19 protein-coding genes and 1 pseudogene are annotated in these 20,344 nt (G+C 66.6%); 7 read left to right on the top strand and 13 right to left on the bottom strand.

The window, feature by feature from the left end; genetic code table 11:
- Positions 1-61: 61 nt before the first annotated feature.
- From ASF34_RS17930 to xseA, 11 genes are all read right to left on the bottom strand, one after another.
- A complete protein-coding gene (locus tag ASF34_RS17930; RefSeq protein WP_056163103.1) occupies positions 62-706 on the bottom strand; it encodes a phosphoribosylanthranilate isomerase in 645 nt (214 codons plus the stop codon).
- A gap of 7 nt (positions 707-713) precedes the next feature.
- On the bottom strand, positions 714-1,085 hold the full coding sequence (locus tag ASF34_RS17925) for a lipopolysaccharide assembly protein LapA domain-containing protein (protein WP_018043162.1): 372 nt from the start codon (positions 1,083-1,085) through the stop codon (positions 714-716).
- 40 nt (positions 1,086-1,125) lie between these two features.
- Positions 1,126-1,446: an integration host factor subunit beta gene (gene ihfB, locus ASF34_RS17920; RefSeq protein WP_018043161.1), complete on the bottom strand. Its 321-nt coding sequence runs from the start codon at positions 1,444-1,446 to the stop codon at positions 1,126-1,128.
- Between the two features lie 78 nt (positions 1,447-1,524).
- Positions 1,525-2,505, bottom strand: a complete 981-nt coding sequence (gene sppA, locus ASF34_RS17915; RefSeq protein WP_056163100.1) for a signal peptide peptidase SppA — start codon at positions 2,503-2,505, stop codon at positions 1,525-1,527.
- 380 nt (positions 2,506-2,885) lie between these two features.
- Entirely contained in the window at positions 2,886-4,616 is a 1,731-nt protein-coding gene (mqo, locus tag ASF34_RS17910; protein ID WP_244479041.1) for a malate dehydrogenase (quinone), read from the bottom strand.
- Between the two features lie 730 nt (positions 4,617-5,346).
- A complete protein-coding gene (rpsA, locus tag ASF34_RS17905) occupies positions 5,347-7,077 on the bottom strand; it encodes a 30S ribosomal protein S1 (RefSeq protein WP_018043158.1) in 1,731 nt (576 codons plus the stop codon).
- 284 nt (positions 7,078-7,361) lie between these two features.
- A complete protein-coding gene (locus ASF34_RS17900) occupies positions 7,362-7,940 on the bottom strand; it encodes a hypothetical protein (protein WP_018043157.1) in 579 nt (192 codons plus the stop codon).
- A gap of 155 nt (positions 7,941-8,095) precedes the next feature.
- Positions 8,096-8,806, bottom strand: coding sequence for a DUF1013 domain-containing protein (locus tag ASF34_RS17895; protein ID WP_018043156.1), 711 nt, complete (start codon positions 8,804-8,806; stop codon positions 8,096-8,098).
- 225 nt (positions 8,807-9,031) lie between these two features.
- Positions 9,032-9,976 carry a ribose-phosphate pyrophosphokinase gene (locus tag ASF34_RS17890; protein ID WP_018043155.1) on the bottom strand — a complete coding sequence of 315 codons (945 nt, stop codon included), beginning with the start codon at positions 9,974-9,976 and terminating at the stop codon, positions 9,032-9,034.
- A gap of 126 nt (positions 9,977-10,102) precedes the next feature.
- Positions 10,103-10,330 carry a DUF4170 domain-containing protein gene (locus tag ASF34_RS17885; RefSeq protein WP_056163096.1) on the bottom strand — a complete coding sequence of 76 codons (228 nt, stop codon included), beginning with the start codon at positions 10,328-10,330 and terminating at the stop codon, positions 10,103-10,105.
- A 171-nt stretch (positions 10,331-10,501) separates the two neighbouring features.
- Positions 10,502-12,142 (bottom strand): exodeoxyribonuclease VII large subunit, encoded by a 1,641-nt coding sequence (gene xseA / locus ASF34_RS17880; RefSeq protein ID WP_082494223.1) that lies wholly within the window; start codon positions 12,140-12,142, stop codon positions 10,502-10,504.
- A gap of 566 nt (positions 12,143-12,708) precedes the next feature.
- On the opposite strand from xseA, the gene purD reads away from it, so the two are divergent.
- The gene (gene purD / locus ASF34_RS17870; protein WP_056163089.1) at positions 12,709-13,992 is read left to right on the top strand and encodes a phosphoribosylamine--glycine ligase; all 1,284 of its coding nucleotides are present in this window, start codon (positions 12,709-12,711) and stop codon (positions 13,990-13,992) included.
- Positions 13,993-14,076: 84 nt separating this feature from the next.
- Complete coding sequence (locus ASF34_RS23175; RefSeq protein ID WP_018043150.1) at positions 14,077-14,247, top strand: hypothetical protein; 171 nt, start codon at positions 14,077-14,079, stop codon at positions 14,245-14,247.
- Positions 14,248-14,256: 9 nt separating this feature from the next.
- Here the strand turns inward: ASF34_RS23175 and ASF34_RS17865 are convergent, their stop codons facing one another.
- Positions 14,257-15,267, bottom strand: coding sequence for a glucokinase (locus tag ASF34_RS17865; protein ID WP_056163086.1), 1,011 nt, complete (start codon positions 15,265-15,267; stop codon positions 14,257-14,259).
- Between the two features lie 126 nt (positions 15,268-15,393).
- Entirely contained in the window at positions 15,394-16,140 is a 747-nt protein-coding gene (otsB, locus tag ASF34_RS17860; RefSeq protein ID WP_056163084.1) for a trehalose-phosphatase, read from the bottom strand.
- A gap of 241 nt (positions 16,141-16,381) precedes the next feature.
- Between otsB and ASF34_RS17855 the strand changes: the two genes are divergently transcribed.
- The 5 genes and pseudogenes from ASF34_RS17855 (at position 16,382) to ASF34_RS22910 (ending at position 20,269) form a co-directional block, all read left to right on the top strand.
- Positions 16,382-16,876, top strand: a complete 495-nt coding sequence (locus ASF34_RS17855) for a DUF427 domain-containing protein (protein WP_056163674.1) — start codon at positions 16,382-16,384, stop codon at positions 16,874-16,876.
- 182 nt (positions 16,877-17,058) lie between these two features.
- Positions 17,059-18,300, top strand: a complete 1,242-nt coding sequence (locus tag ASF34_RS17850; RefSeq protein WP_244479040.1) for a serine hydrolase domain-containing protein — start codon at positions 17,059-17,061, stop codon at positions 18,298-18,300.
- Positions 18,301-18,357: 57 nt separating this feature from the next.
- Positions 18,358-19,035: pseudogene (locus ASF34_RS23540) on the top strand (IS1595 family transposase).
- Between the two features lie 123 nt (positions 19,036-19,158).
- Entirely contained in the window at positions 19,159-19,686 is a 528-nt protein-coding gene (locus ASF34_RS22915; RefSeq protein ID WP_156465768.1) for a hypothetical protein, read from the top strand.
- Positions 19,687-20,089: 403 nt separating this feature from the next.
- The gene (locus ASF34_RS22910) at positions 20,090-20,269 is read left to right on the top strand and encodes a hypothetical protein (RefSeq protein ID WP_156465767.1); all 180 of its coding nucleotides are present in this window, start codon (positions 20,090-20,092) and stop codon (positions 20,267-20,269) included.
- Positions 20,270-20,344: the final 75 nt, after the last annotated feature.

Genomic DNA, 20,344 nt, shown 5'->3' with positions numbered 1-20,344 from the left:
CCTAGACCCGCGTGGGGGGCGTCTACAATGCGGCGAACGCGTCGATTTGTGAAATCGGACCCTATTCGTAGGCCCGAACCGCCGCGATGAAGGCGGCGATGCGTTCCGTGCTCTTCTCTCCCGGTCGCGTCTCGACGCCCGAGGAGACGTCGACGCCGCGCAGGCCCGTGCGGGCGAGGGCTTCGGCGAGGTTCTCAGGGGTGAGACCGCCCGAGAGCATCGTCCCCGCCGGCAGGGTTTTTCCTGCGAGAAGATCCCAATCGAAGGCGAGGCCGTTGCCGCCGGGAAGTGCCGCATCCGGCGGCGGCTTGGCGTCGAGGAGGATGCGGTCGGCTGCCTCGTACGCGGCGATGGCGGCGAGGTCCGAGGGCGTCGAGACGCCGAGCGCCTTCATGACCGGGCGACCGCTGCGGTCGCGGATCGCCGCGACCCGCTCGGGCGTCTCGTGTCCGTGGAGCTGGATCCAGTCCGGATCGACGGTGCCAACGGCCGCATCGATCAGGGCATCGTCGGGATCGACGAGGAGGACGACCCGCTCCGCCCTGCCCTTCGCCCGGTCCGACAGCAAACGCGCCGTCTCCAGCGGGACATGGCGCGGGCTCTTGGGGAAATGCACGAAGCCGACGAGGTCGGCCCCGGCCGAGAGCGCAGCGTCGAGAGTGTCGGGCGCGCTCAGCCCGCAGATCTTGACGCGGATCGACGGCATGACGGCTCTAACGCGGCGCGGGGAGCGCGACGCGGCTGTCGAGGCCGGGATAACGCTCGGCCGGAGCGGGCTCGCTCGCTGCGACACGCGACTTCAGACGCTCGGTCTCGCCCTCCAGGCGCCGGATCTCGCGTCGGCGGGCCGCGCTCGTCCGCCGTGTGCTCGACTGACCCAGCCACGTGCCGATTCCGCCGCAGAGGATGCCGATGGCGACGGAGGCGAAGATGAGGACGTAGAGCGGCAGCGGCAGGCTGAAGGCCGGCGTGTCCGTCGTGAACGGATCGAAGGACAGGCGGACGACCTCCCGGTTGGCGACAGCCAGGGCGACAACCACGATCGCCACGGGAAGCAGGATCAAACCCTTGAGGAAGCGGATCATCGAGACACTCCGGTCGATGGGACGAGGCTGTGCATGGCGTTCAGGATTCCTCGCTTTCGGAGGGCTCCTCGGCGCCGATCCCGGCCTCATTGAGTCGCTGGCGCATCTCCTTGCCCGTCTTGAACACGGGGATGGCCTTCTCGGAGACGGCAACGGGCTCACCGGTGCGCGGGTTGCGCCCCCGTCGCGCATCGCGGCGCTTGACCGAGAAGGCGCCGAAGCCGCGCAGTTCGACACGGTCACCGCGCGCCAACGCCTCGGCGATCGTGTCGAGGATCGCCTTCACCAGGGTTTCCACGTCGCGCTGGTAGAGATGCGGGTTCTGCTCTGCGATCCTGAGCACGAGCTCCGACTTGATCATGCGGCGGTCTTCCCTGACTTCATGCGGTTCCGGCACCCCTGCGGACGTGATCCGGGCAGGCGTGATTCGGCGTCGCCCTCAAGGCTCATCGGCGGAACCCGGACGCCAGAGGGCGAGCATGCCCCCTTGCGCGAGACCTGCCGTCTCGTCGCCGGCCTGACGCAGGCGCGTGGCGAGGCCGCCCAGCCCCATCAAGTCGGCCCCCATGCCGAGAGCCGACCAGAGCTTGAAATCGCTCTCGGATTTCGGCTTCCAGTCGCGCACGGGCAGACCCTTGGCGACGTTGCGCTCGGTCTCGAGCCAGGCGATTGCCTGACGTTCACCGCCGACACCGTCCACCAGCTTCAGCGGAACGCTCTGGCGGCCGCTGAACACGCGCCCGTCCGAGACGGTCGCGAGTTCCTTCTCGGAGAGCTTGCGCCGCTCGGAGACGAGGCCCTTGAACCAGGCGTAGGTATCGCCGACCACGGAGGCCAGGGCGGCGCGGGCCTCGGGCGAGGTCGGGGTGAAGCCCGACGGCTCTGCCTTCAGCGGCGACGACTTCACCGACTCGACCTTGACCCCGACCTTGTCGAGGAGGCCGGACAGGTCGGGATACTGGAACAGCACGCCGATGGACCCGACGAGGGCGGTTTCCCGCGCGACGATATGATCGGCCGCGATGGCGGCGATATAGGCGCCCGATGCCGCCGTGCCGTCGACGAAGGCCACCATGGGCTTCTTCTCGGCCAGCGCGCGCAGGTTGCGGTAGAGTTCCTCTGAGCCGGTGGTGGTGCCGCCAGGCGACGAGATCGAGACGATCACGCCCTGCACCGCGCCGGCATCGCGGACCCGCTCGATGAGTTTCGTCGTCGATTCGCTGCCGGCGATGAAGCCGCCGATGGAGATGCGGGCGATCTGCGGTTTCACGGCCGGGAAACCGAAGCCGTCATTGCCCCGGACCCGGTAGCCCAACGTCCCGACGGCGACGATCAGCCCGCCGATCCCCACGACGCGCCACAGGGAGAGCTTGCGGCGCAGGCGCCGGCGATCGATCAGAAGTTCGGCGTCTGCGGCCATGCGATCGTCCCGCTCCCTTGACTCGTCCGACCGCTGCGGCCGGCTGTTCGCTCACGACACGTAAGGATGTACCGGTAAAGGTGCCTCCAAACGTCCCCTCGAGATGTGTTCCACACCCGCCGCCGGATTGCACCAAGCCGTTGGCAGCTCTCGCGTCCTTCCGCCGGACGACCGATGGAGTCCGGGGTACGCGAAAGCAGGGCCGTGTTCTAGCGCCCCCTCCGGTGGACCGGCAAGAGGACTCGTCGACGGGAAGCGAAGCTTGGGAGCGAAGCCGTGGGGATGGGGGCTCGGCGGGTGGTTCGATCGCTCGGCCGAAACAGAATCCTCCGATGTCGAACCGGTGACATCGGAGGCTTTTGGCGGCCAAATTCACTCGCTCAGGGAGCGAGGTCGTGGACCGGCTTCGTCGTGGTGGTGCGGTTGCTGTTGAGGACGGTGTTGCTGACCGGTGTCTGCTTCAGCGCCTCCAGGTCGATCTGCGGGGGAGCCGGAAGCTGCAATTGCTCGCTCGTATAGGCCCAGGCCTGCGCGACCCGCTCCGGATCGTCGTTCAGCTTCAATCCGTAGCTGGGGACGATCTGCCGGAGCTTCGCCTGCCATTCAGGGGACGACACCTTGGAAGCGAAGACCTTCTCAAGCACCTTCAGCATGATCGGAGCCGCGGTGGACGCGCCCGGCGAGGCGCCGAGCAGGGCCGCGATGCTGCCGTCCTTCGCGCTGACGATCTCCGTGCCGAGCTTCAGAACGCCGCCCTTGTCCTTGTCGCGCTTGATGATCTGCACGCGCTGGCCCGCCTGCCACAGGCGCCAGTCTTCCTTCTTCGCCTTGGGGAAATACTCGCGCAGGGCGGCGATGCGGTCATCGTCCGAGAGCATCAGCTGACCGGCCAGATATTCCACCAGCGGATATTCATCCACGCCCACGCGAACCATCGGCCAGACGTTGCTGGTGGTCGTCGAGGACAGGAGGTCGAAATACGAGCCCTCCTTCAGGAACTTGGTGGAGAAGGTCGCGAAGGGACCGAACAAGAGGACGCGCTTGCCGTCGAGGACGCGCGTGTCCAGATGCGGAACGGACATCGGCGGCGAGCCGACCGAGGCCTTGCCGTAGGCCTTCGCCAGATGCTGCGTCGTCACATCGGGATTCTCGTTGACGAGGAACGAGCCGCCGACGGGAAAGCCGGCGTAGTCCTCGCCTTCCGGAATGCCGGATTTCTGCAGGAGATGCAGCGATCCGCCGCCCGCGCCGATGAACACGAACTTGGCGTCGAAACTCTGCTCGGATCCGTCCTTGAGGTTCCGGGAGACCACGCGCCAGGAGCCGTCGGGATTCTTGTCGATGGTCCGGACCTCGGACGAGGCCTTCAGGTCGAAGTTCGGCTGGCTCTGCAGATGCCCGACGAACTGGCGGGTGATCTCGCCGAACTCCACGTCGGTGCCCAGAGAGGTCCAGGTGGCTGCGATCTTCTGCTTGGGATCGCGGCCCTCCATCATGAGGGGGACCCATTTCCGGATCTGCTCGGGATCGGTCGAATAGTCCATGCCGGCGAAGAGCGGGCTCGCCTTGAGCGCGGCATGGCGCTTCTTGAGAAAGGCGATGTTCTCGTCGCCCCACACGAAGCTCATGTGAGGGGTGTAGTTGATGAACGAGCGGGGGTTCTTGAGGACGCCGTTGCGAACCTGCCACGCCAGGAACTGGCGCGTGACCTGAAAGGCCTCGTTGATCTCGACGGCCTTGGTGATCTCGATCTGGCCGTCCTTCTTCTCGGGCGTGTAGTTGAGCTCCGCGAGGGCGGAATGGCCCGTGCCGGCATTGTTCCAGCCGTTGGAGCTCTCCTTCGCCACGCCGTCGAGCCGCTCGATCATCTGGATCGACCAGTTGGGTTCGAGCTCGCGCAGCCAGACACCGAGAGTGGCGCTCATGATGCCGCCGCCGATCAGAAGGACATCGACCTTCTTCGCCGGAGGGGCCGCGAGAACCAGGGTGCCGGGCACGGCCACGGCCGCCATCCCGGTCAAGGCCGTGCCGAGGATCTGCCTGCGGTTCAGGGCAGGCGCCGTGGAGGAAACGCCCTTGGACGGGCACATATCGTTGTCGTCGGCGCTCATCGCCATACCTCGTTCTGCGGAACACGTCCGAAGGACCCTCATCGGACGGCTGTCCGCCCAGGGCATCGGATCGAGAGGATCGGAGGAGCGCTTCTTCCCAGAGGGCATTCTTGCCCGGTGTGCTGGATTGACCAGTCTGCCGGATCGATGCCTCGCCGATCCCGGTCGGTAAAGGGGTCGGCAGTAGTCTTCCAGCTATTATTTGTCAGTCCGGTGGTGCGATTGGACGTTCTGACTTTCTCTCTGGAACATTTACAGATGAGAGGTCGATACGACGCCTCGGGACTTCGACTATGTTTCCATGTCCGAGAGGATTCCGCATGGGCAACTCAGCCCTGAACGAGGCGAGCCGGTGCGAAGGGCATCGGCGGCTGCCATCCGCGAAGTGCCAGGGCTGTTTCAGCTGATCGTCGTGCGGCCCGAATGTCCCATCCAGGCTGCCGCTCCAGAATCCCGTCCCGTACCGACGATGTCTCGAACAGTGGCGTTTTCAGTTCGAGCCGATCCCTCGGTGCCCGTCTCCTAAACGATGGCTCGGAGGGCAACAATCTGTGGCTCGCCGCAATCCGTTCAAATGCCGGGTTTTGAAACCGGCATGTCAGGGCGAGTCCGCTCGAGAGAGAGCGTGTCGAGACGAAGAAACGCCCGCGCGGGAGGTGATCCCACGCGGGCGTTCAGGATGCGACCACCGACTCCAGGGAGTCGGCGACCGTTCATGTCGGCGCCGGATTTAGTCCTGCGCGTCGTCCTTGTCGTCGCTGGTGCGGGCCTTCTTGAAGGCGGCACCGAGGATCTCGCCGAGGGAGGCGCCGGAATCGGCGGAGCCGAACTGGGCCATCGCCTCCTTCTCCTCGGCCATTTCCAGGGCCTTGATCGAGAGCTGGACCCGACGCGCCTTGCGATCGAACTGGATCACGCGAGCATCGAACTTCTCGCCGGCGGCGAAGCGCTCGGGGCGCTGATCGCCACGGTCACGAGCCAGCTCGGCCCGGCGGATGAAGGTGGAGAGGTCGGTGTCGACGATCTTCACCTCGACGCCCGAATCCTTCACTTCCAGCACTTCGCAGGTCACGATCTGACCCTTCTTGAACTCGCCGGCCTCCGTGAAGGGGTCGCCGCCGAGCTGCTTCACGCCGAGCGAGATGCGCTCCTTCTCGACGTCGACGTCGAGAACCTGGGCGCGCAGCATGTCGCCCTTCTTGAACTCCTCGATGACCTGCTCGCCGGGACGGTTCCAGTCGAGATCCGACAGGTGGACCATGCCGTCGACGTCGCCGTCGAGACCGATGAACAGACCGAACTCGGTCTTGTTCTTGACCTCACCCTCGACCTCGGAGCCGACCGGATGCTGCTCGGCGAAGGCCTCCCAGGGGTTCTGGAGGGTCTGCTTGAGGCCGAGCGAGATGCGGCGCTTGACGGGATCGACTTCGAGGATCTGCACTTCCACTTCCTGCGAGGTGGAGACGATCTTGCCCGGATGAACGTTCTTCTTCGTCCAGGACATCTCGGAGACGTGGATCAGGCCTTCGATGCCCGGCTCCAGCTCCACGAAGGCGCCGTAATCGGTGATGTTGGTGACACGGCCCTTGAGCTTGGCGTCGACCGGGTAGCGCTGGGCGATGCCCTCCCACGGATCGGCGAGCAGCTGCTTGATGCCGAGCGAGATGCGGTGGGTCTCGTGGTTGATCTTGATGATCTTGACCTTGACCGTCTGGCCGATGGTCACGACCTCGGACGGATGGTTCACGCGGCGCCACGCCATGTCGGTGACGTGGAGCAGGCCGTCGATGCCGCCGAGATCGACGAAGGCGCCGTACTCGGTGATGTTCTTGACGACGCCGTCGATGACCTGACCCTCTTCGAGGTTGGCCACGAGCTCGGAGCGCTGCTCGGCGCGGCTCTCTTCGAGGACGGTGCGGCGCGACACGACGATGTTGCCGCGGCGGCGATCCATCTTGAGGATCTGGAACGGCTGCGGGGTGCCCAGCAGCGGGGTGACGTCGCGGACGGGACGGATGTCCACCTGCGAGCGCGGCAGGAACGCCACGGCGCCGTCGAGATCGACGGTGTAGCCGCCCTTGACCTGGTTGAAGATCGCGCCGGTGACGCGCTCGTTGGCCTCGAAGGCCTTCTCGAGCTTGACCCAGCTCTCCTCGCGGCGCGCCTTGTCGCGCGAGATGACGGCTTCGCCGAGCGCGTTCTCGATGCGGTCGACATAGACCTCGACCTCGTCGCCGACGGCGAGTTCGCCTTCGCGGCCGGGGCCGTTGAATTCCTTGAGGGCGACACGGCCTTCCGTCTTGGCGCCGATGTCGATGACGGCCACGTCCTTCTCGATCGCGACGACGCGACCCTTGACGACGGAACCTTCGGTGATCTCGTGCTCGAGGAAGCTCTCCTCGAGGAGAGCCGCGAAGTCGTCGCGGCTCGGGTTACGCTGCAGGGCGCTACCAGCGGTCATTCTGTCTCCTGACAGGCCTCATGATCGAGGCCGGCGTCGGCGGTTCGTGTGACGGGGCACCCTCGGCGATCGCCGCCCGCGCGCCCCCTGGAGGACTCGACAGGCTCACCCCCCGCAGGAGGGCCGACGCAATCTGGAACAATGGTCGAGGGCCATTCCCCAACGGGTCGATGGCGGGACGAAAAGCCCGCGCACAGTCGAATCCGAAGGGAGGACGGCGCTGCCATAACCGATCGCGTCCGTTTCGGCAACAGAACGCTTGCGATCCGCGTAGGAGGATGCGTTCACGTAAGCATCCAGCGCGGTGTATCGGCGTGGCGCAGCCAGATCGCGGAGGCGACCGAGAGCGCCTCGATCGGCATCTCCACGTCGCCGCGGCCCTTGTCCCAGAGTTCGATGCCGGAAAAGCCGACCTTGCGGATCGTCAGCCACGCGCCGAAGGGGAATGTCGCGTCGGTACCCTGACCGGGGCCGAAACATTCCTCGAAGGCCAGGGGATCGATCATCATCTGATCGTATTTCCGGAGGTGCTCCACCATCGAGACCTTGGATCGGAACAGGATGCGGTCGCGGATATGGGACGAGAAACACGGCTCGTATTCCGTCAGCGTCATCCGGAGCTTGCCTCCAATGCGCAGATAAGGCGGATTCGGCCCGGCCTCGCTGAAGTTGAGCAGGCTCCAGCCCTCCTCATTCATCAGTGATTCGGCCAGCGTCACCGGTTCCGATGCCCCCAGTCGCGGATCGGCGTCGCGAGCCGCCGTATCGGGGCCGGTTCCCGTGGCCAGGATGTCGGACCCGATCGTGTGGCCGCCCGGCTCGTATTCCGCCACGTCGTGTGCCGTCTCGTGAGAGGCCATCATTCGCCCCGTAAAAGTGTCCCCGGCAATCGAGGGCGATCAATATTGCGCATTTTCTCATGCTTGGCGATCATGCAGCGCACCAACACGATAAAGGCGCCGCAACAGCGGCGCCTCCGGTAGTATGTCTGTCGGTTGGCGGACGCTCGACGCGACGATTATTCCTCGTCTTCGTCCTCGGTGCTGCGCATGCCCTTGAGCTTGGCGAAGACCGAATCCGCGTTGAGCTTCTCGTCGCGCTCGTTGCGGTGATGCTCGTCGGCTTCCTCGAAATTGCCGGCCGTGGAGACTTCGGTGGGCAGCAGGGTCGCGCCGGCATCGGTGGGCAAGACCGCCGGGCGGTCCTTGGCGGCGCGCTGGACTTCGAAATCGAGGTCGATCTGCGTGCAGAGGCCGAGGGTCACCGGGTCCATCGGCTGCAGCGAGCCGGAATTCCAGTGGGTCCGCTCACGGATCTGCTGGATCGTCGACTTGGTGGTGCCGACGAGGCGGATGACCTGCGCGTCCTTGAGCTCGGGGTGGTTGCGCAGCAGCCAGAGGATGGCGTTCGGCCGATCCTGACGGCGCGACAGCGGGGTGTAGCGCGGACCCTTGGTGGTGCGCTTGACCTCGGGCAGCTTCACCTTCGAAACGGCCACCTTGAGCTTGTAGTTGGGGGCCTTCTGCGCCTTCTCGATCTCGTCGCGGGTGAGCTGCCCGGTGGTGATCGGGTCGAGCCCCTTGATCCCGGCCGCGACTTCGCCATCGGCGATGCCCTTCACTTCGAGGGGGTGCAGCTTGCAGAAATCGGCGATCTGCTCGAAGGCGAGGGACGTGTTCTCGACCAGCCAGACGGCGGTCGCCTTCGGCATCAGCGGACCTTGGGACATGCTCTGTGGCTCCGACGTTAGCGGGGGAACGGGCGGCGCCGGGCATCGGTCCGCAGGCTCCGGATCAGTCGATCCGGAAGTCCCGTCTCACGCTCTCAAAAGGGGATCAGCGTATATAGGCGGCTGCCGGAGGGCGCGCAATTGCCTTCACGTCCGGTCGTCGACGATGGACAGCCGGATACGCCCGCTCTCCCCCGTCGATTGGCAGCCGTGCGGCGTCGACCGTCAGACGAACAGGCTCGAGACGCTCGATTCCGTCGCGGTCCGGCCGATGGCCTCGCCGAGGAGCGGAGCGATGGTGGCGACGCGGATATTGCGGGCGAGCTTGACCGCCTGCGTCGGCTGGATCGAATCGGTGATCACCAATTCCTTCATCCGCGAGGCGGCAATGCGGGAGACCGCCCCGCCCGAGAGCACGCCATGGGTGATGTAGGCCGACACGTCCTTGGCGCCGGCGTTGAGCAGGGCCTCGGCCGCGTTCACCAGGGTGCCGCCGGAATCGACGATGTCGTCGACGAGGATGCAGGACCGACCCTCGACCTCGCCGATGATGTTCATGACCTCCGATTCCCCCGGGCGCTCGCGGCGCTTGTCGACGATGGCCAACGTCGCGTCGATGCGCTTGGCGATGGCGCGGGCGCGGACCACACCGCCCACATCGGGGGAGACCACCATCCATTCCTTCGGGTCGAGGCGTTCCTTGATGTCGCGCACGATCACAGGCGCGGCGAAGAGGTTGTCGGTGGGGATGTCGAAGAAGCCCTGAATCTGCCCCGCATGGAGATCGAGGGTCATCACCCGGTCGGCGCCGGCCTCGGTGATGAGGTTGGCCACGAGCTTGGCCGAGATCGGGGTGCGGCCGGAGGTGCGCCGGTCCTGACGGGCATAGCCGAAATAGGGGATCACCGCCGTGATGCGTCGCGCCGAGGAGCGCCGCGCAGCATCGATCATGATGAGCAGTTCCATCAGGTGATCGTTGGCGGGGAAGGATGTCGACTGCACGATGAAGACGTCCTCGCCGCGGACATTCTCCTGGAGTTCGACGAAGATCTCCATGTCCGCGAAGCGGCGGACCATGCACTTGGCCAGGGGAAGCTCGAGATAGGCGGAGATCGCCTCCGCCAGCGGACGGCTGGAATTTCCAGCGATGATCTTGATCGAGGACTTCATGCCGCCGTCTTCATCTCTCGATTCCTGCGCCGCGCCGGATACCGGCCCCTCGGCGCGGCACCCCTTACAGCCCCCGACCCGGTGTCACAATGCCTTCACCGATCATTGAGGGCTGCCCTGCACAGATCACGGCTCCAACAGGCGATGGAGGTGGACGATGAAATAGCGCGTCTGAGCGCTGTCGACGGTGGCCTGCGCCTTGGATTTCCAGGCGCTCTGCGCGGAGGCATAGTCTGGAAAGATTCCGACGATGTCGAGCCCCTTCACATCGCGGAAGTTGACGCCTTCGAGGTTCTCGAGCTCGCCGCCGAAGACGAGATGCAGCTTCTGTCCGCTATCGATCGTGGTGGTCATCGTCTCTCCTTGGCAGGCCGTGGGGCCGCTGGCACGGGGTGGGATCGAGGGTGCGGGCCGACATTCGGCGCCGCGCTTTAGCGGTGTTCGCGACGCGAAGCGAGATGCCGCAGGTCGGCAAGCATCCGCCGGGCCAAGAGTCACGGCCCCGCCATGCGCCGGCCACGGGACTCACAGTTCGAACAGGGATTGCTGAGGCGGGGCCTCCGCCGGCTTTCGCGGCTGCCGCTTGCGCTTCGGCGGCCCCTCCCCGCCGGGCGCCGTATCGTCTGCGGCCTCGGACCGGGCGAACCGCGTGCCGTCCGCGAATTCGAGGCCCAGCCGCTGGCCCGGCGTCACCGAGGCGGCGGCGCGGATCGGGGCTCCGTCCTCGTCGCGGACCAGGGCGAAGCCGCGTGCGAGGACGGCGCGGTAGCTCAGCGTGCCGAGGAGTGCCGCGAAATTGCCGAGCCTGTCGCTCCGCCGCTCGTTCAGGCGGCGGATTGCCTGGCCGAGCCGGGCATCCAGGGCGCCCAGGCGCTCGAAGCGGCGGGCGGTCTCCGTGCGGGCACGGATGAGGGTCTGTTCGCGGGCGACGACGAGGCGCCGGCCGAGATAGCCCAGCGCCTCGCTTTTACGTGTCGCATAGTTCTGCAAGGCGGAACGAGGGCGGTCCGCGACGAGGGCGAGGCGGCCGCGCGCCTGGGCCAGCCGCAATCCCGGCGGGTGCCGCCCGAGCCGATCGATCAGGCGGCCGAACCGCGCCCGGTGATCGCGCGCATTGCCGGCCAGCGCCGGCATGAGCCGGGCCTCGGCGAGGTCGAGCCGTTGGCGTTTTCCCGCGAGGAAGGCATCCGCTCCCGGCATGGCACGCAGGAGCGCGCGCAGGTCGGAGCCTTCGCGGTCGAGCTTGCGCCTGACGGCTTCGCCCTGGCGGTGGCCGAGGTCGCGGATCTCGGCGACGAGATCGGCGCGGACCGGCACGGCCATCTCGGCGGCGCCCGTCGGCGTCGGTGCGCGGCGATCCGAGACGAAATCGATGAGGGTGGTGTCGGTCTCGTGGCCCACCGCCGAGATCAGGGGGATGGTGCTCTCCGAGGCGGCGCGGACCACGATCTCCTCGTTGAACGCCCACAGATCCTCGATCGAGCCGCCGCCCCGCGCGACGATGAGCACGTCCGGCCGTGGGATCGCGCCGTCCGGCGGGAGCGCGTTGAAGCCGCGGATGGCGGCGGCGATCTCTTCGGCCGCCCCCTCCCCCTGGACGCGCACGGGCCAGACCAGGACCGGCCGGGGGAAACGGTCTTCCAGCCGGTGAAGGATGTCCCGGATGACGGCGCCGGTAGGCGAGGTCACCACTCCCACGACCCGCGGGAGATAGGGAATGGCGCGCTTGCGATCCGCGGCGAACAGGCCTTCCGCCGAGAGGACGCGCTTGCGCTCCTCCAGCAAGGCCATCCAGGCACCGATCCCGGCCGGTTCGAGGCTCTCGACGACGATCTGGTAGGACGACTTGCCGGCGAAGGTGGTGATGCGCCCGGTGGCGACGACCTCCAGCCCCTCCTGGGGGCGCTGGCGCAGGCGGTTGAAGGTTCCCTTCCACACCACAGCGTCGATGCGGGCGGTGCCGTCTTTGAGCGAGAAATACGCGTGTCCGGAACCGTGCTGGCCGCGATAGCCGGAGATCTCGCCGCGCAGCCGGACATGGCCGAACGCGTCTTCCAGCGTCCGCTTCAGGGCCGAGGCGAGGTCCCCCACCGACCATTCCGGCGCGTTGGAGACGGCCGGTGTCGGGGCGGCAGGATTTGAAACAGGGGGAGGAACGAGGGCCATGGCGCGGGGACGCTAGGCCGGGTCGGCACGCGGGTAAACCCCGGCGCGGTCGGTCAGAACATCAGAGCCAGCAGGAGGATGCCCGACAGGACGGGGGCGACGCCGATGGCGAGCGCCCAGGGCCAGAAGCCCGGGATGTGCGGGGGGCGATTGTCGTTCACGGGTCTCACCGAGGGTCGGCCACTCACGAGGAACTGCGACAAACGCAGGCCCGACCCGGTTTGCGGGACGATCGGGAGAGCAGTGGAGTGGCGACATCCTGGCATGACGGTGTTCAACCCGCAGACGGCCAGTATCGTTCCTGCGACGGCCATCGATTGCGTGAGGTCGGAAGCGGTAATTAGAGCATCGATGCGAACGGCCCGCCAGAGCGCTCCGTGAGCGCCTGCCTCGCGGGAAGACTGTCCATCTCTCGCTTTTCGGGGGAAACCCTGTGCGGGAAGGCCCGCCGCCCTGCGCTGCGGGCCTTCGAGGATGCTATGTTTCGGACCGACCGTTCGCTACCTGGCCACTCGCGCCGGCTCCGGCATCCCGGCATGCCTTCTGCGTCTTTCGAAGCGTGACTTATGAACATCCTCCTCATCGGCTCCGGCGGACGCGAACATGCCCTGGCTTACGCCATCGCCAAGAGCCCGCTCTGCTCCCGCCTGTTCACGGCCCCGGGCAATCCGGGTACGGCCGAATACGGCGAGAACCGTCCCGATCTTGCGGTCACCGACCATGAGGCGGTGAGGCGTTTCTGTGAGACCGCCGAGATCGGCCTCGTGGTGGTCGGGCCCGAGGCGCCCCTCGTGGCGGGCCTCGTGGACGATCTCCAGGCGGCGGGCATCCGCGCCTTCGGGCCGACCAGGGCGGCGGCGCAGCTCGAAGGCTCGAAGGGCTTCACCAAGGATCTCTGTGCCGAGCGCGGCATCCCGACCGCCGCCTTCGCCCGCTTCACCGAGCGGGACGCCGCCCTCGCCTATCTGGCGCAATCGGGTGCACCCATCGTGGTGAAGGCCGATGGGCTCGCCGCCGGCAAGGGCGTCGTGGTGGCGGAGACCCTGGAGCAGGCCGAGAGCGCGGTCCGCTCCATGCTCGGCGAGCCGGGCGCCGAGATCGTCATCGAGGAATGCCTGTTCGGCGAGGAGGCGAGCTTCTTCGCCCTCTGCGACGGCACGAACGCGGTGCCGATCGGGACGGCGCAGGACCATAAGCGCGTGTTCGACGGGGATCGCGGCCCCAACACCGGAGGCATGGGCGCCTATTCCCCGGCTACCATCCTGACGCCCGCCCTCGAACGGGAGGTGATGGACACGATCATCGCCCCGACGCTCGCCGGGATGCGGGAGCGCGGGACACCCTTCACCGGCATCCTCTATGCCGGCCTGATGCTGACGGCCGATGGCCCGAAGCTCATCGAGTACAACACCCGCTTCGGAGACCCCGAGGCGCAGGTGCTGATGCCCCGTCTCGCCTCCGATCTGGTGCCGGCCCTGCTCGCCGCCTGCGAGGGCGACGTCACCGGCATCGCGCTGCAATTCGACGCCCATCGTGCGGCCCTGACCGTGGTGATGGCGGCGGCCGGTTACCCCGGCGCGGTGATGCGCGGTTCGACGATCCGGGGGATCGCCGAAGCCGGCGCCAGCAACGCGGTCATCGTGTTCCAGGCCGGCACGCGGGCGGAGAATGGCCGTATCGTCGCCGATGGCGGCCGCGTGCTGGCGGTGACGGCCACCGGCGACAGCATGATGGAGGCCCAGGCCCGCGCCTACGCGGCGGTGTCGCGGATCGACTGGCCTGAGGGCTTCTGCCGCCGGGACATCGGTCGGCGGGCCGTGGCCCGCGAAGTGGCGGGGGACGGCATCTGATGACGCCGCGCCCTTGAAATTCCGGGCGCCCGCTCATCTTGCTCGGTGACGGCCGGTATTGCGCCGGCGCGGAGGAATCGACCGATGGGCTACGTCTCGAAGACCGTGATGGAAGAGGGCAAGGCCGCCAAGATCGCGGGCCAGCCGGATGGGTCTAACCCCTACCCCGCCGGATCGCAGAACAGCGCCGACTGGCTCGAAGGCTACACCTACGACGAGGCCGAGCAGAACGTCGACAACGACTCGGACGAGTAGCCGCCCGGTTCAGTCCTTCGTCCAGACCTGCCCGTGATAGACGAACACCCCTGGCCGGTTGGCCAGGGCGGCGAGACCCGAAAAGGCCGGGTCCTGAACCGAGATCACGCTGGTGGGGATCGCCTCCATCTGCGTGACGAAGGGCGGCTTGTGCTCGAAGGACCGCCGGAAATCGCCCTTCTTCAGGATGGGCAGGATCCGCGGGGCGATGCCGCCGCCGATATAGACGCCGCCCGTGGCGAGGAAGGTCAGGGCGAGGTCGCCGCAGACCCGTCCGAGCAGTTTGGCGAACAGGGTGACGGCTTCGGCCGCAACCGGGTCGCTGCCGTCGATACCCGTATCGGTCACCTTGGCGGGCTCGGCATCCGCCGCCTCCCGCCCGGTTCGCGCGAGATGGATCGCCTTGTAGAGCCGCGTGAGGCCGGGTCCCGAGAGCAGCGCCTCCACCGTCACCCGCCCCTCGATACGCTCAACATGCCGCCAGATCTCCTCCTCGGCCGCATCGGAGGGGCCGAAATCCACATGGCCGGCCTCCGTGGAGACGATGGCGAGATGATCCGCGTAAGCGATCACGGCCGCTGCGCCGAACCCGGTTCCGGGGCCGAGGACGAGCCTCGTCCCCTGGTCGCCCTTCAGCCCGCCATCGCGATGGGGGCCGACCGGCGTCAGGTCGGTGGGGGCGATATCCACGGCGCCAGCGGCGACGGGGACGTAATCGTTGACGACCACCGCCCGCGAGAGGCCGAAATCCCCGCCGATCCGCGCGCCTTCGATGACCCAGTTCGCATTGGTGAGACGGACGGCGGGGCCATCGATCCGGGCGGCGACCGCCAGGATCGTCGAGCGCGGCGCCGGCCCGTCATACTTTTCGAGAACGGAGCTGATCGCGGCGCTCGGGTCGGGGAAGGCGTTGGTCGGGACATGGCCGACGATCTCCGCCCCGGCGCCCGCCTCCGGCACGAGTGCGAAGCGGGCATTGGTGCCGCCGATATCGCCGACGAGGACCGGGAACTCGAACATGCGTGCGGTTGTCCTTCGCGCTGGAATCCGGGGGTTCATATCTTGCCCGCCCTCAATGCGGGTGCGGGGCGTCACGGTCAGGTCTGCGGCACCGGCCCCGATGCGGGAGCGCGGCCGGTCGCGCCCTCAGGCGGGCGGCAGGGCGTCGGGATCGATCGGTGCGCCGTCGGCCCACGCATAGATGAGGGCGCGCACGGCATCGGGATCGGTGAGACGCCGCGTGGCGATGGTGTCGCTGCCGCCGATGCGGACGCTGACCCCGCCCTCCTCGTTCACCACGGCGAAGGCCTTCTCGTCGGTGAGGTCGTCGCCCAGGAACATCGCGCGGCGGCCGGCATAGGGCGGCGCCTCGGACAGGGCGCGGATCGCATGGCCCTTGGTGGCCGAGGCCGGGACGATCTCGCCCACCGCCTTGCCCAGCTGCAGCCGGTAATCGGCGCCGAGATCGGAAGCGGCCGCCTTCACGGCCTCCTCGGCCTTCGCGGCGTCGGTGGGCGTGGCGAGGCGCCAATGCACCGCGACGGAGGCCCCCTTGTCCTCGATCAGCACGGATTCGAGGTCGCGCACGGCGTCCTTCAACCCCGCGATGCGGGCGCGCAGGGCGGGATGATCCTCGGCGCTGCCTCCCGACACCACCCCGTCTACCCGCCGCTCGACCCCGTGAAGCCCGGCGACGTCGAACCTGGCGGGCGAGAGGAAATCGTCGATCACCGCGATGGGGCGGCCGGTGACGATGGCGAGCGCCCCGCCGAGCCGGTCCCGCAGGCGCAGGAGCGCGGGCGCGAGCTCCGGGGGCACCACCACCTGGTCGGGTCGGGGAGCGATCTCCACCAGGGTGCCGTCGAAGTCGAGAAAGAGGGCGAAATCCGTCACAGGCAGTGTCCCAGGGCATCTGGTTCGGGATGGCCGGCTCACCGAGACGGTCGATCCATCGGAGCGGCCGAATGTCTATCGTCCGCGTCGCGAGCCGGGCTAGCATGGCCCGCGCCACGCGCAAACGCCGCGTCTCGAATATCGCCTCCGCGCCGGCCCCCGCTGCGAAAACGGTCTCCCGTTTCCGGGAGGGGGTTCTACCGGCAACCCATTGATAAAAAATAGAAATTGGATGATTCCGATGCACCCGACCCCCCTGCCCTGCGGTCCCGGCCAGGAAAGCGTGTGGGATTATCCCCGTCCGCCTCGGCTGGAGCGCGTGGCCCGGCGCCTGCGCGTGGTCTTCGCCGGTGCCACCGTCGCCGACACGGTGGCGGGGTACCGCGTGCTGGAGACCAGCCACCCGCCGACCTATTACCTGCCCCCCGGCGATGTGGCCGACGGCGCGCTCGGGCCGCCCACCATGGCGGGGATCTGCGAATGGAAGGGCCGCGCCGTCCTCTTCGATGTCCTGGCCGGCGGCCATCGGGCACCGGGCGCGGCCTGGGCCTACCCGACGCCGACGCCGGATTTCACGGCCATTGCCGGCTTCGTCGCCTTTTATGCCGGGGCGATGGAGGCCTGTTTCGTCGATGACGTGAAGGTCGAGCCGCAGCCCGGCGGCTTTTATGGCGGCTGGATCACGCCGGAGATCGTCGGCCCGTTCAAGGGCGGGCCGGGCAGCATGGGCTGGTGAGCGCCACGTCCCGCGCTTTCATGCGCCACGCGACGGCCCTTCGATGCGTCATGCGACGGCCCTTCGGCGTTTGACCGACAGCCGGCAAATACCGGTACCCATGGCGCCGAACGATGCTCTAAAGGCCGGGGTCAGGTTCGATGAGGCGGCCGCGCGAGGGCGGTGAAGACGGAGTGGCGCGCATGCAGGACATCTCGGTTCAGGACTTGCCCGTCACCGACCCCAAAACCCTCGGCCTCTGCCCCGAGCGGCTCGAGCGGGTCGATGGCTGGATGCGCAGGCTGGTGGCCGAGGGCAAGCTCGCCGGCCTCTCGGTGATGCTGTCGCGGCGGGGGGAGACCGCCTTCTTCCGCGCCCATGGTCTCGCCGACATCGCCCGCGCGACGCCGTTTGCCGCCGATACGATCACCCGCATCTACTCGATGACGAAGCCGCTGACCTCGGTGGCGGTGATGATGCTCTACGAGGAAGGGCGCTTCCAGCTCGACGACCCGATCACCCGCTTCCTGCCCGAATTTACCGACATGCGGGTTTTCACCGGCGGCAACCGGGTGAAGGCCGAGACCGTGCCGGCCGAGCGGCCGATCACCATCCGCGACTGCCTCACCCATACGGCGGGCTTCACCTACGGCTTCATGGAGGCCACCCTCGTCGATGCCCTCTACCGGCAGAACGGCGTCGATTTCGGCGAGAACCAGGATGCGAGCCTGGCCGAGGTGGTCGCCCGGCTGGCGCGTCAGCCCCTCCTCGCCCAGCCCGGCGCGGAATGGAACTACAGCGTCGCCACCGATCTCCTCGGCCATCTCGTCGCGGTGGTCTCGGGCCAGGATTTCGGCGATTTCCTCAAAACGAGGGTGATCGACCCGCTCGGCATGGTCGACACGGATTTCCACGTGCCCGCCGACAAGGTCTCGCGGCTGGCGGCCAATTACAGCCTGTTCCGTGATCGCAGCCTCAAGCTCTACGACGACGCGGTGGGAAGCCGCTTTGCCGCCAAGCCCGCGATCGCCTCCGGCGGGGGCGGCCTCGTTTCGACCGCGTCGGACTACATGCGCTTCTGCCGCTTCATCCTCGGGCGCGGCGCCCTCGACGGCGTGCGGCTCCTTGGGCGCAAGACGGTGGAGCTGATGCTGATGAACCATCTCGGCGGCGACCTCGCCTCGATGGGCCAGCCGCGCTTCTCGGAATCCTCCTATACGGGGATCGGCTTCGGGCTCGGCTTCTCGGTCATGCTCGACCCGGCGCGGGCGCAGATCGTCGGCACCCCCGGCGAGGTCGCCTGGGGCGGCTTGGCCAGCACCTCGTTCTGGATCGACCCGGCCGAAGACCTCGCCGTGGTGATGCTGGCCCAGCTCATCCCCTCGTCGGCCCTGCCGATCAGACGGGAATTGCGGGTGCTGACCTACGCCGCGCTGGCGGAGTGACGGGGCTTCGGGCGAGGCATCGTCCCGGATTTGGGAACCGGGACGGCGCGGGCCGGCATGAACCGGCGTGACGATGGAAGCGGCAGCAGGCCATTTGGCGTCTCCTACAAGTACGCCTTCGTCTTTCTTCACAAACTCCGCGAGGCCATGGCTGTGGAGTTGAAGGGCCGCGTCGTCGGTGGCGAGGGCAAGACGGTTGAGGTGGATGGCGGCTACTTCGGCGGCTACATCAAGCCCGCCATTCACAAGGCGAGCCGCGTCGACCGACGCTTTGCCAGAAAACAGAACGGCAAGCGTGAGTGCGTTATGATCGTCCGCGAGCGCGGCGGCAATTTTAGCCCCGCCGTGTTCCGCACCGAATGCGCGGCCCTCAGCTTCATCAAGGCCCGCGTCGCCAAGCGCTCAGTCATTCAGGCCGACGAGGCCGCTTCATGGAACGCGCTTCACGCTTAGTACGAGGTCAAGCGCATCAATCACCGCGAGGCCTACAGCGATGGCGGCGCCTGCACGAACACGGCCGAGGAGTACTTCTCCCGCCTCGGTCGGGCCGAGCAGGGCCACCATCACCATAGCGCTGGCGTCTATCTCCGCCACTATGCGCAGAAGGTGTCATGGCGCGAGGATCACCGCCGCGAAGCGAACGGCACTCAATACGAGCGGATTGCCGGGCTGGCGATGAAGCGCGGCCCGTCCGTGGACTTCTGCGGCTACTGGCAGTGTCACAAGGTTGCGTGAAGCCTGCATGGTCGTGGTTTGAGTGCTCCTTTGCGGATAGCGCAAACCAGCCTTTGACATGGCCTTTGCGACGACGTATATCAAATTCACGCTTCTGCCAGCGAACCCGTGGGAGGGTTGCATATGTCCGCTATCGACGAGCTAAGAGAGTTGGAAGGCAAGCTACGCAGCCGGTTAAAGCAAAATCCTGACTTCTTGGCTTGGACCGCTTTGCGAAAGGCCATTGACGAAGTCATTGGGGCGACGGGTCATATTCCGGCGAGCCATGTAAACGTAAAATTGCAGGAAGAAGCTTCGCAGCAAAACTTTGCGCCCTTAAGTCAATCTGAGGCAGCAATGCGGGCGATTAAACAAGCAGGCGTGCCGGTTTATATTGGAGAATTGCTCCCGAAAGTTATCGAGCAAGGCGTTTCTGTTGGAGGATCTAATAAGGAAGTTAATTTATCTTCGGCGCTTTCAAGAGATAAGCGATTAAGGTCAGTTAGATGGAACGGAAAATACTACTGGTGGCTTAAAGATCAACTATATCCCGGAGAGACCGTTGCGGATCAGGCAGCGGCTCATGATGACTATGACGTACTGGGAAACGATCCCGTCAATAATAATGGCACCCAAGATGAAGAGGACAATGACCTGAGCGGCGTACTATAATAAAAAGGCGCTCCGAGGATGCCTGATTTGAGACATCGCCGGAGCGTCTTTGACGCCGGAAAGGAGGTGGACGGCATGGAGCCGCCTTAACACTCTGATCTTCCGGGTTGCACTCAGGTCGCCACAACCTGATGCAGTTCGCAGGCCCGTAGGGTGCCATAGAGTCAAAAACGGCATGGGCGGGAAACTGCCCATGCCACTTCCTTCTCATCATATATGATATGTTGCTAGCAGGGTCAATTTGGCCCGTCTAAGCTCGCACCCACCCCTTCAAATCGCCCTCAACTCGCAATCCTCTAACGTTCCCCGCCTGCTTACTCTTCCACAGGCAGGCTCCGACGCGCTTCCGAGTCATCTGCGCGACCCTGGGATCGTCCTTGTCGAGGCCACGCCCGACCATGACATGGTCCGCGATCTCGCGGGACGTGAGCTGCCCGTCAGTAACGCGGAGCGCCCCCAGCACGAACCGCATCATCTCGCCTCGGAAGGCGGCATGAAGCGGCGGGTACAGTTGGGTCTTGATCTCTCCCACGTCTGCCATGGGATCGAAGATGCGGATGGCGCTGTCTACAGCGTCCAGTGACCTGACGAGCTTCCGAAGCTCGCCCTGAATGTGTTCGATCTGGCCGGCGATCTCGGCTTGTGGCGTTTGCGCCCT

It is taken from the genome of Methylobacterium sp. Leaf106, assembly GCF_001422895.1.
GTDB classification, from domain to species: Bacteria; Pseudomonadota; Alphaproteobacteria; order Rhizobiales; family Beijerinckiaceae; genus Methylobacterium; species Methylobacterium bullatum.
Note: the sequence above shows the minus strand (reverse complement) of the source record. Positions and strands in the feature narration are given on the sequence as shown.

Bases quoted from the DNA above. Each gene is read 5' to 3' on its own strand.
- ASF34_RS17890 (WP_018043155.1), bottom strand. From the start codon at position 9,976: ATGAAGTCCTCGATCAAGATCATCGCTGGAAATTCCAGCCGTCCGCTG.
- ASF34_RS17855 (WP_056163674.1), top strand. From the start codon at position 16,382: ATGCACCCGACCCCCCTGCCCTGCGGTCCCGGCCAGGAAAGCGTGTGG.
- ASF34_RS17930 (WP_056163103.1), bottom strand. From the start codon at position 706: ATGCCGTCGATCCGCGTCAAGATCTGCGGGCTGAGCGCGCCCGACACT.
- ASF34_RS17900 (WP_018043157.1), bottom strand. From the start codon at position 7,940: ATGATGGCCTCTCACGAGACGGCACACGACGTGGCGGAATACGAGCCG.
- ihfB (WP_018043161.1), bottom strand. From the start codon at position 1,446: ATGATCAAGTCGGAGCTCGTGCTCAGGATCGCAGAGCAGAACCCGCAT.
- ASF34_RS17925 (WP_018043162.1), bottom strand. From the start codon at position 1,085: ATGATCCGCTTCCTCAAGGGTTTGATCCTGCTTCCCGTGGCGATCGTG.
- ASF34_RS22910 (WP_156465767.1), top strand. From the start codon at position 20,090: ATGGTCCGCGATCTCGCGGGACGTGAGCTGCCCGTCAGTAACGCGGAG.
- ASF34_RS22915 (WP_156465768.1), top strand. From the start codon at position 19,159: ATGTCCGCTATCGACGAGCTAAGAGAGTTGGAAGGCAAGCTACGCAGC.
- rpsA (WP_018043158.1), bottom strand. From the start codon at position 7,077: ATGACCGCTGGTAGCGCCCTGCAGCGTAACCCGAGCCGCGACGACTTC.
- xseA (WP_082494223.1), bottom strand. From the start codon at position 12,142: ATGGCCCTCGTTCCTCCCCCTGTTTCAAATCCTGCCGCCCCGACACCG.
- ASF34_RS17895 (WP_018043156.1), bottom strand. From the start codon at position 8,806: ATGTCCCAAGGTCCGCTGATGCCGAAGGCGACCGCCGTCTGGCTGGTC.
- ASF34_RS23175 (WP_018043150.1), top strand. From the start codon at position 14,077: ATGGGCTACGTCTCGAAGACCGTGATGGAAGAGGGCAAGGCCGCCAAG.
- sppA (WP_056163100.1), bottom strand. From the start codon at position 2,505: ATGGCCGCAGACGCCGAACTTCTGATCGATCGCCGGCGCCTGCGCCGC.
- purD (WP_056163089.1), top strand. From the start codon at position 12,709: ATGAACATCCTCCTCATCGGCTCCGGCGGACGCGAACATGCCCTGGCT.
- ASF34_RS17885 (WP_056163096.1), bottom strand. From the start codon at position 10,330: ATGACCACCACGATCGATAGCGGACAGAAGCTGCATCTCGTCTTCGGC.
- ASF34_RS17865 (WP_056163086.1), bottom strand. From the start codon at position 15,267: ATGTTCGAGTTCCCGGTCCTCGTCGGCGATATCGGCGGCACCAATGCC.
- ASF34_RS17850 (WP_244479040.1), top strand. From the start codon at position 17,059: ATGCAGGACATCTCGGTTCAGGACTTGCCCGTCACCGACCCCAAAACC.
- mqo (WP_244479041.1), bottom strand. From the start codon at position 4,616: ATGAGCGCCGACGACAACGATATGTGCCCGTCCAAGGGCGTTTCCTCC.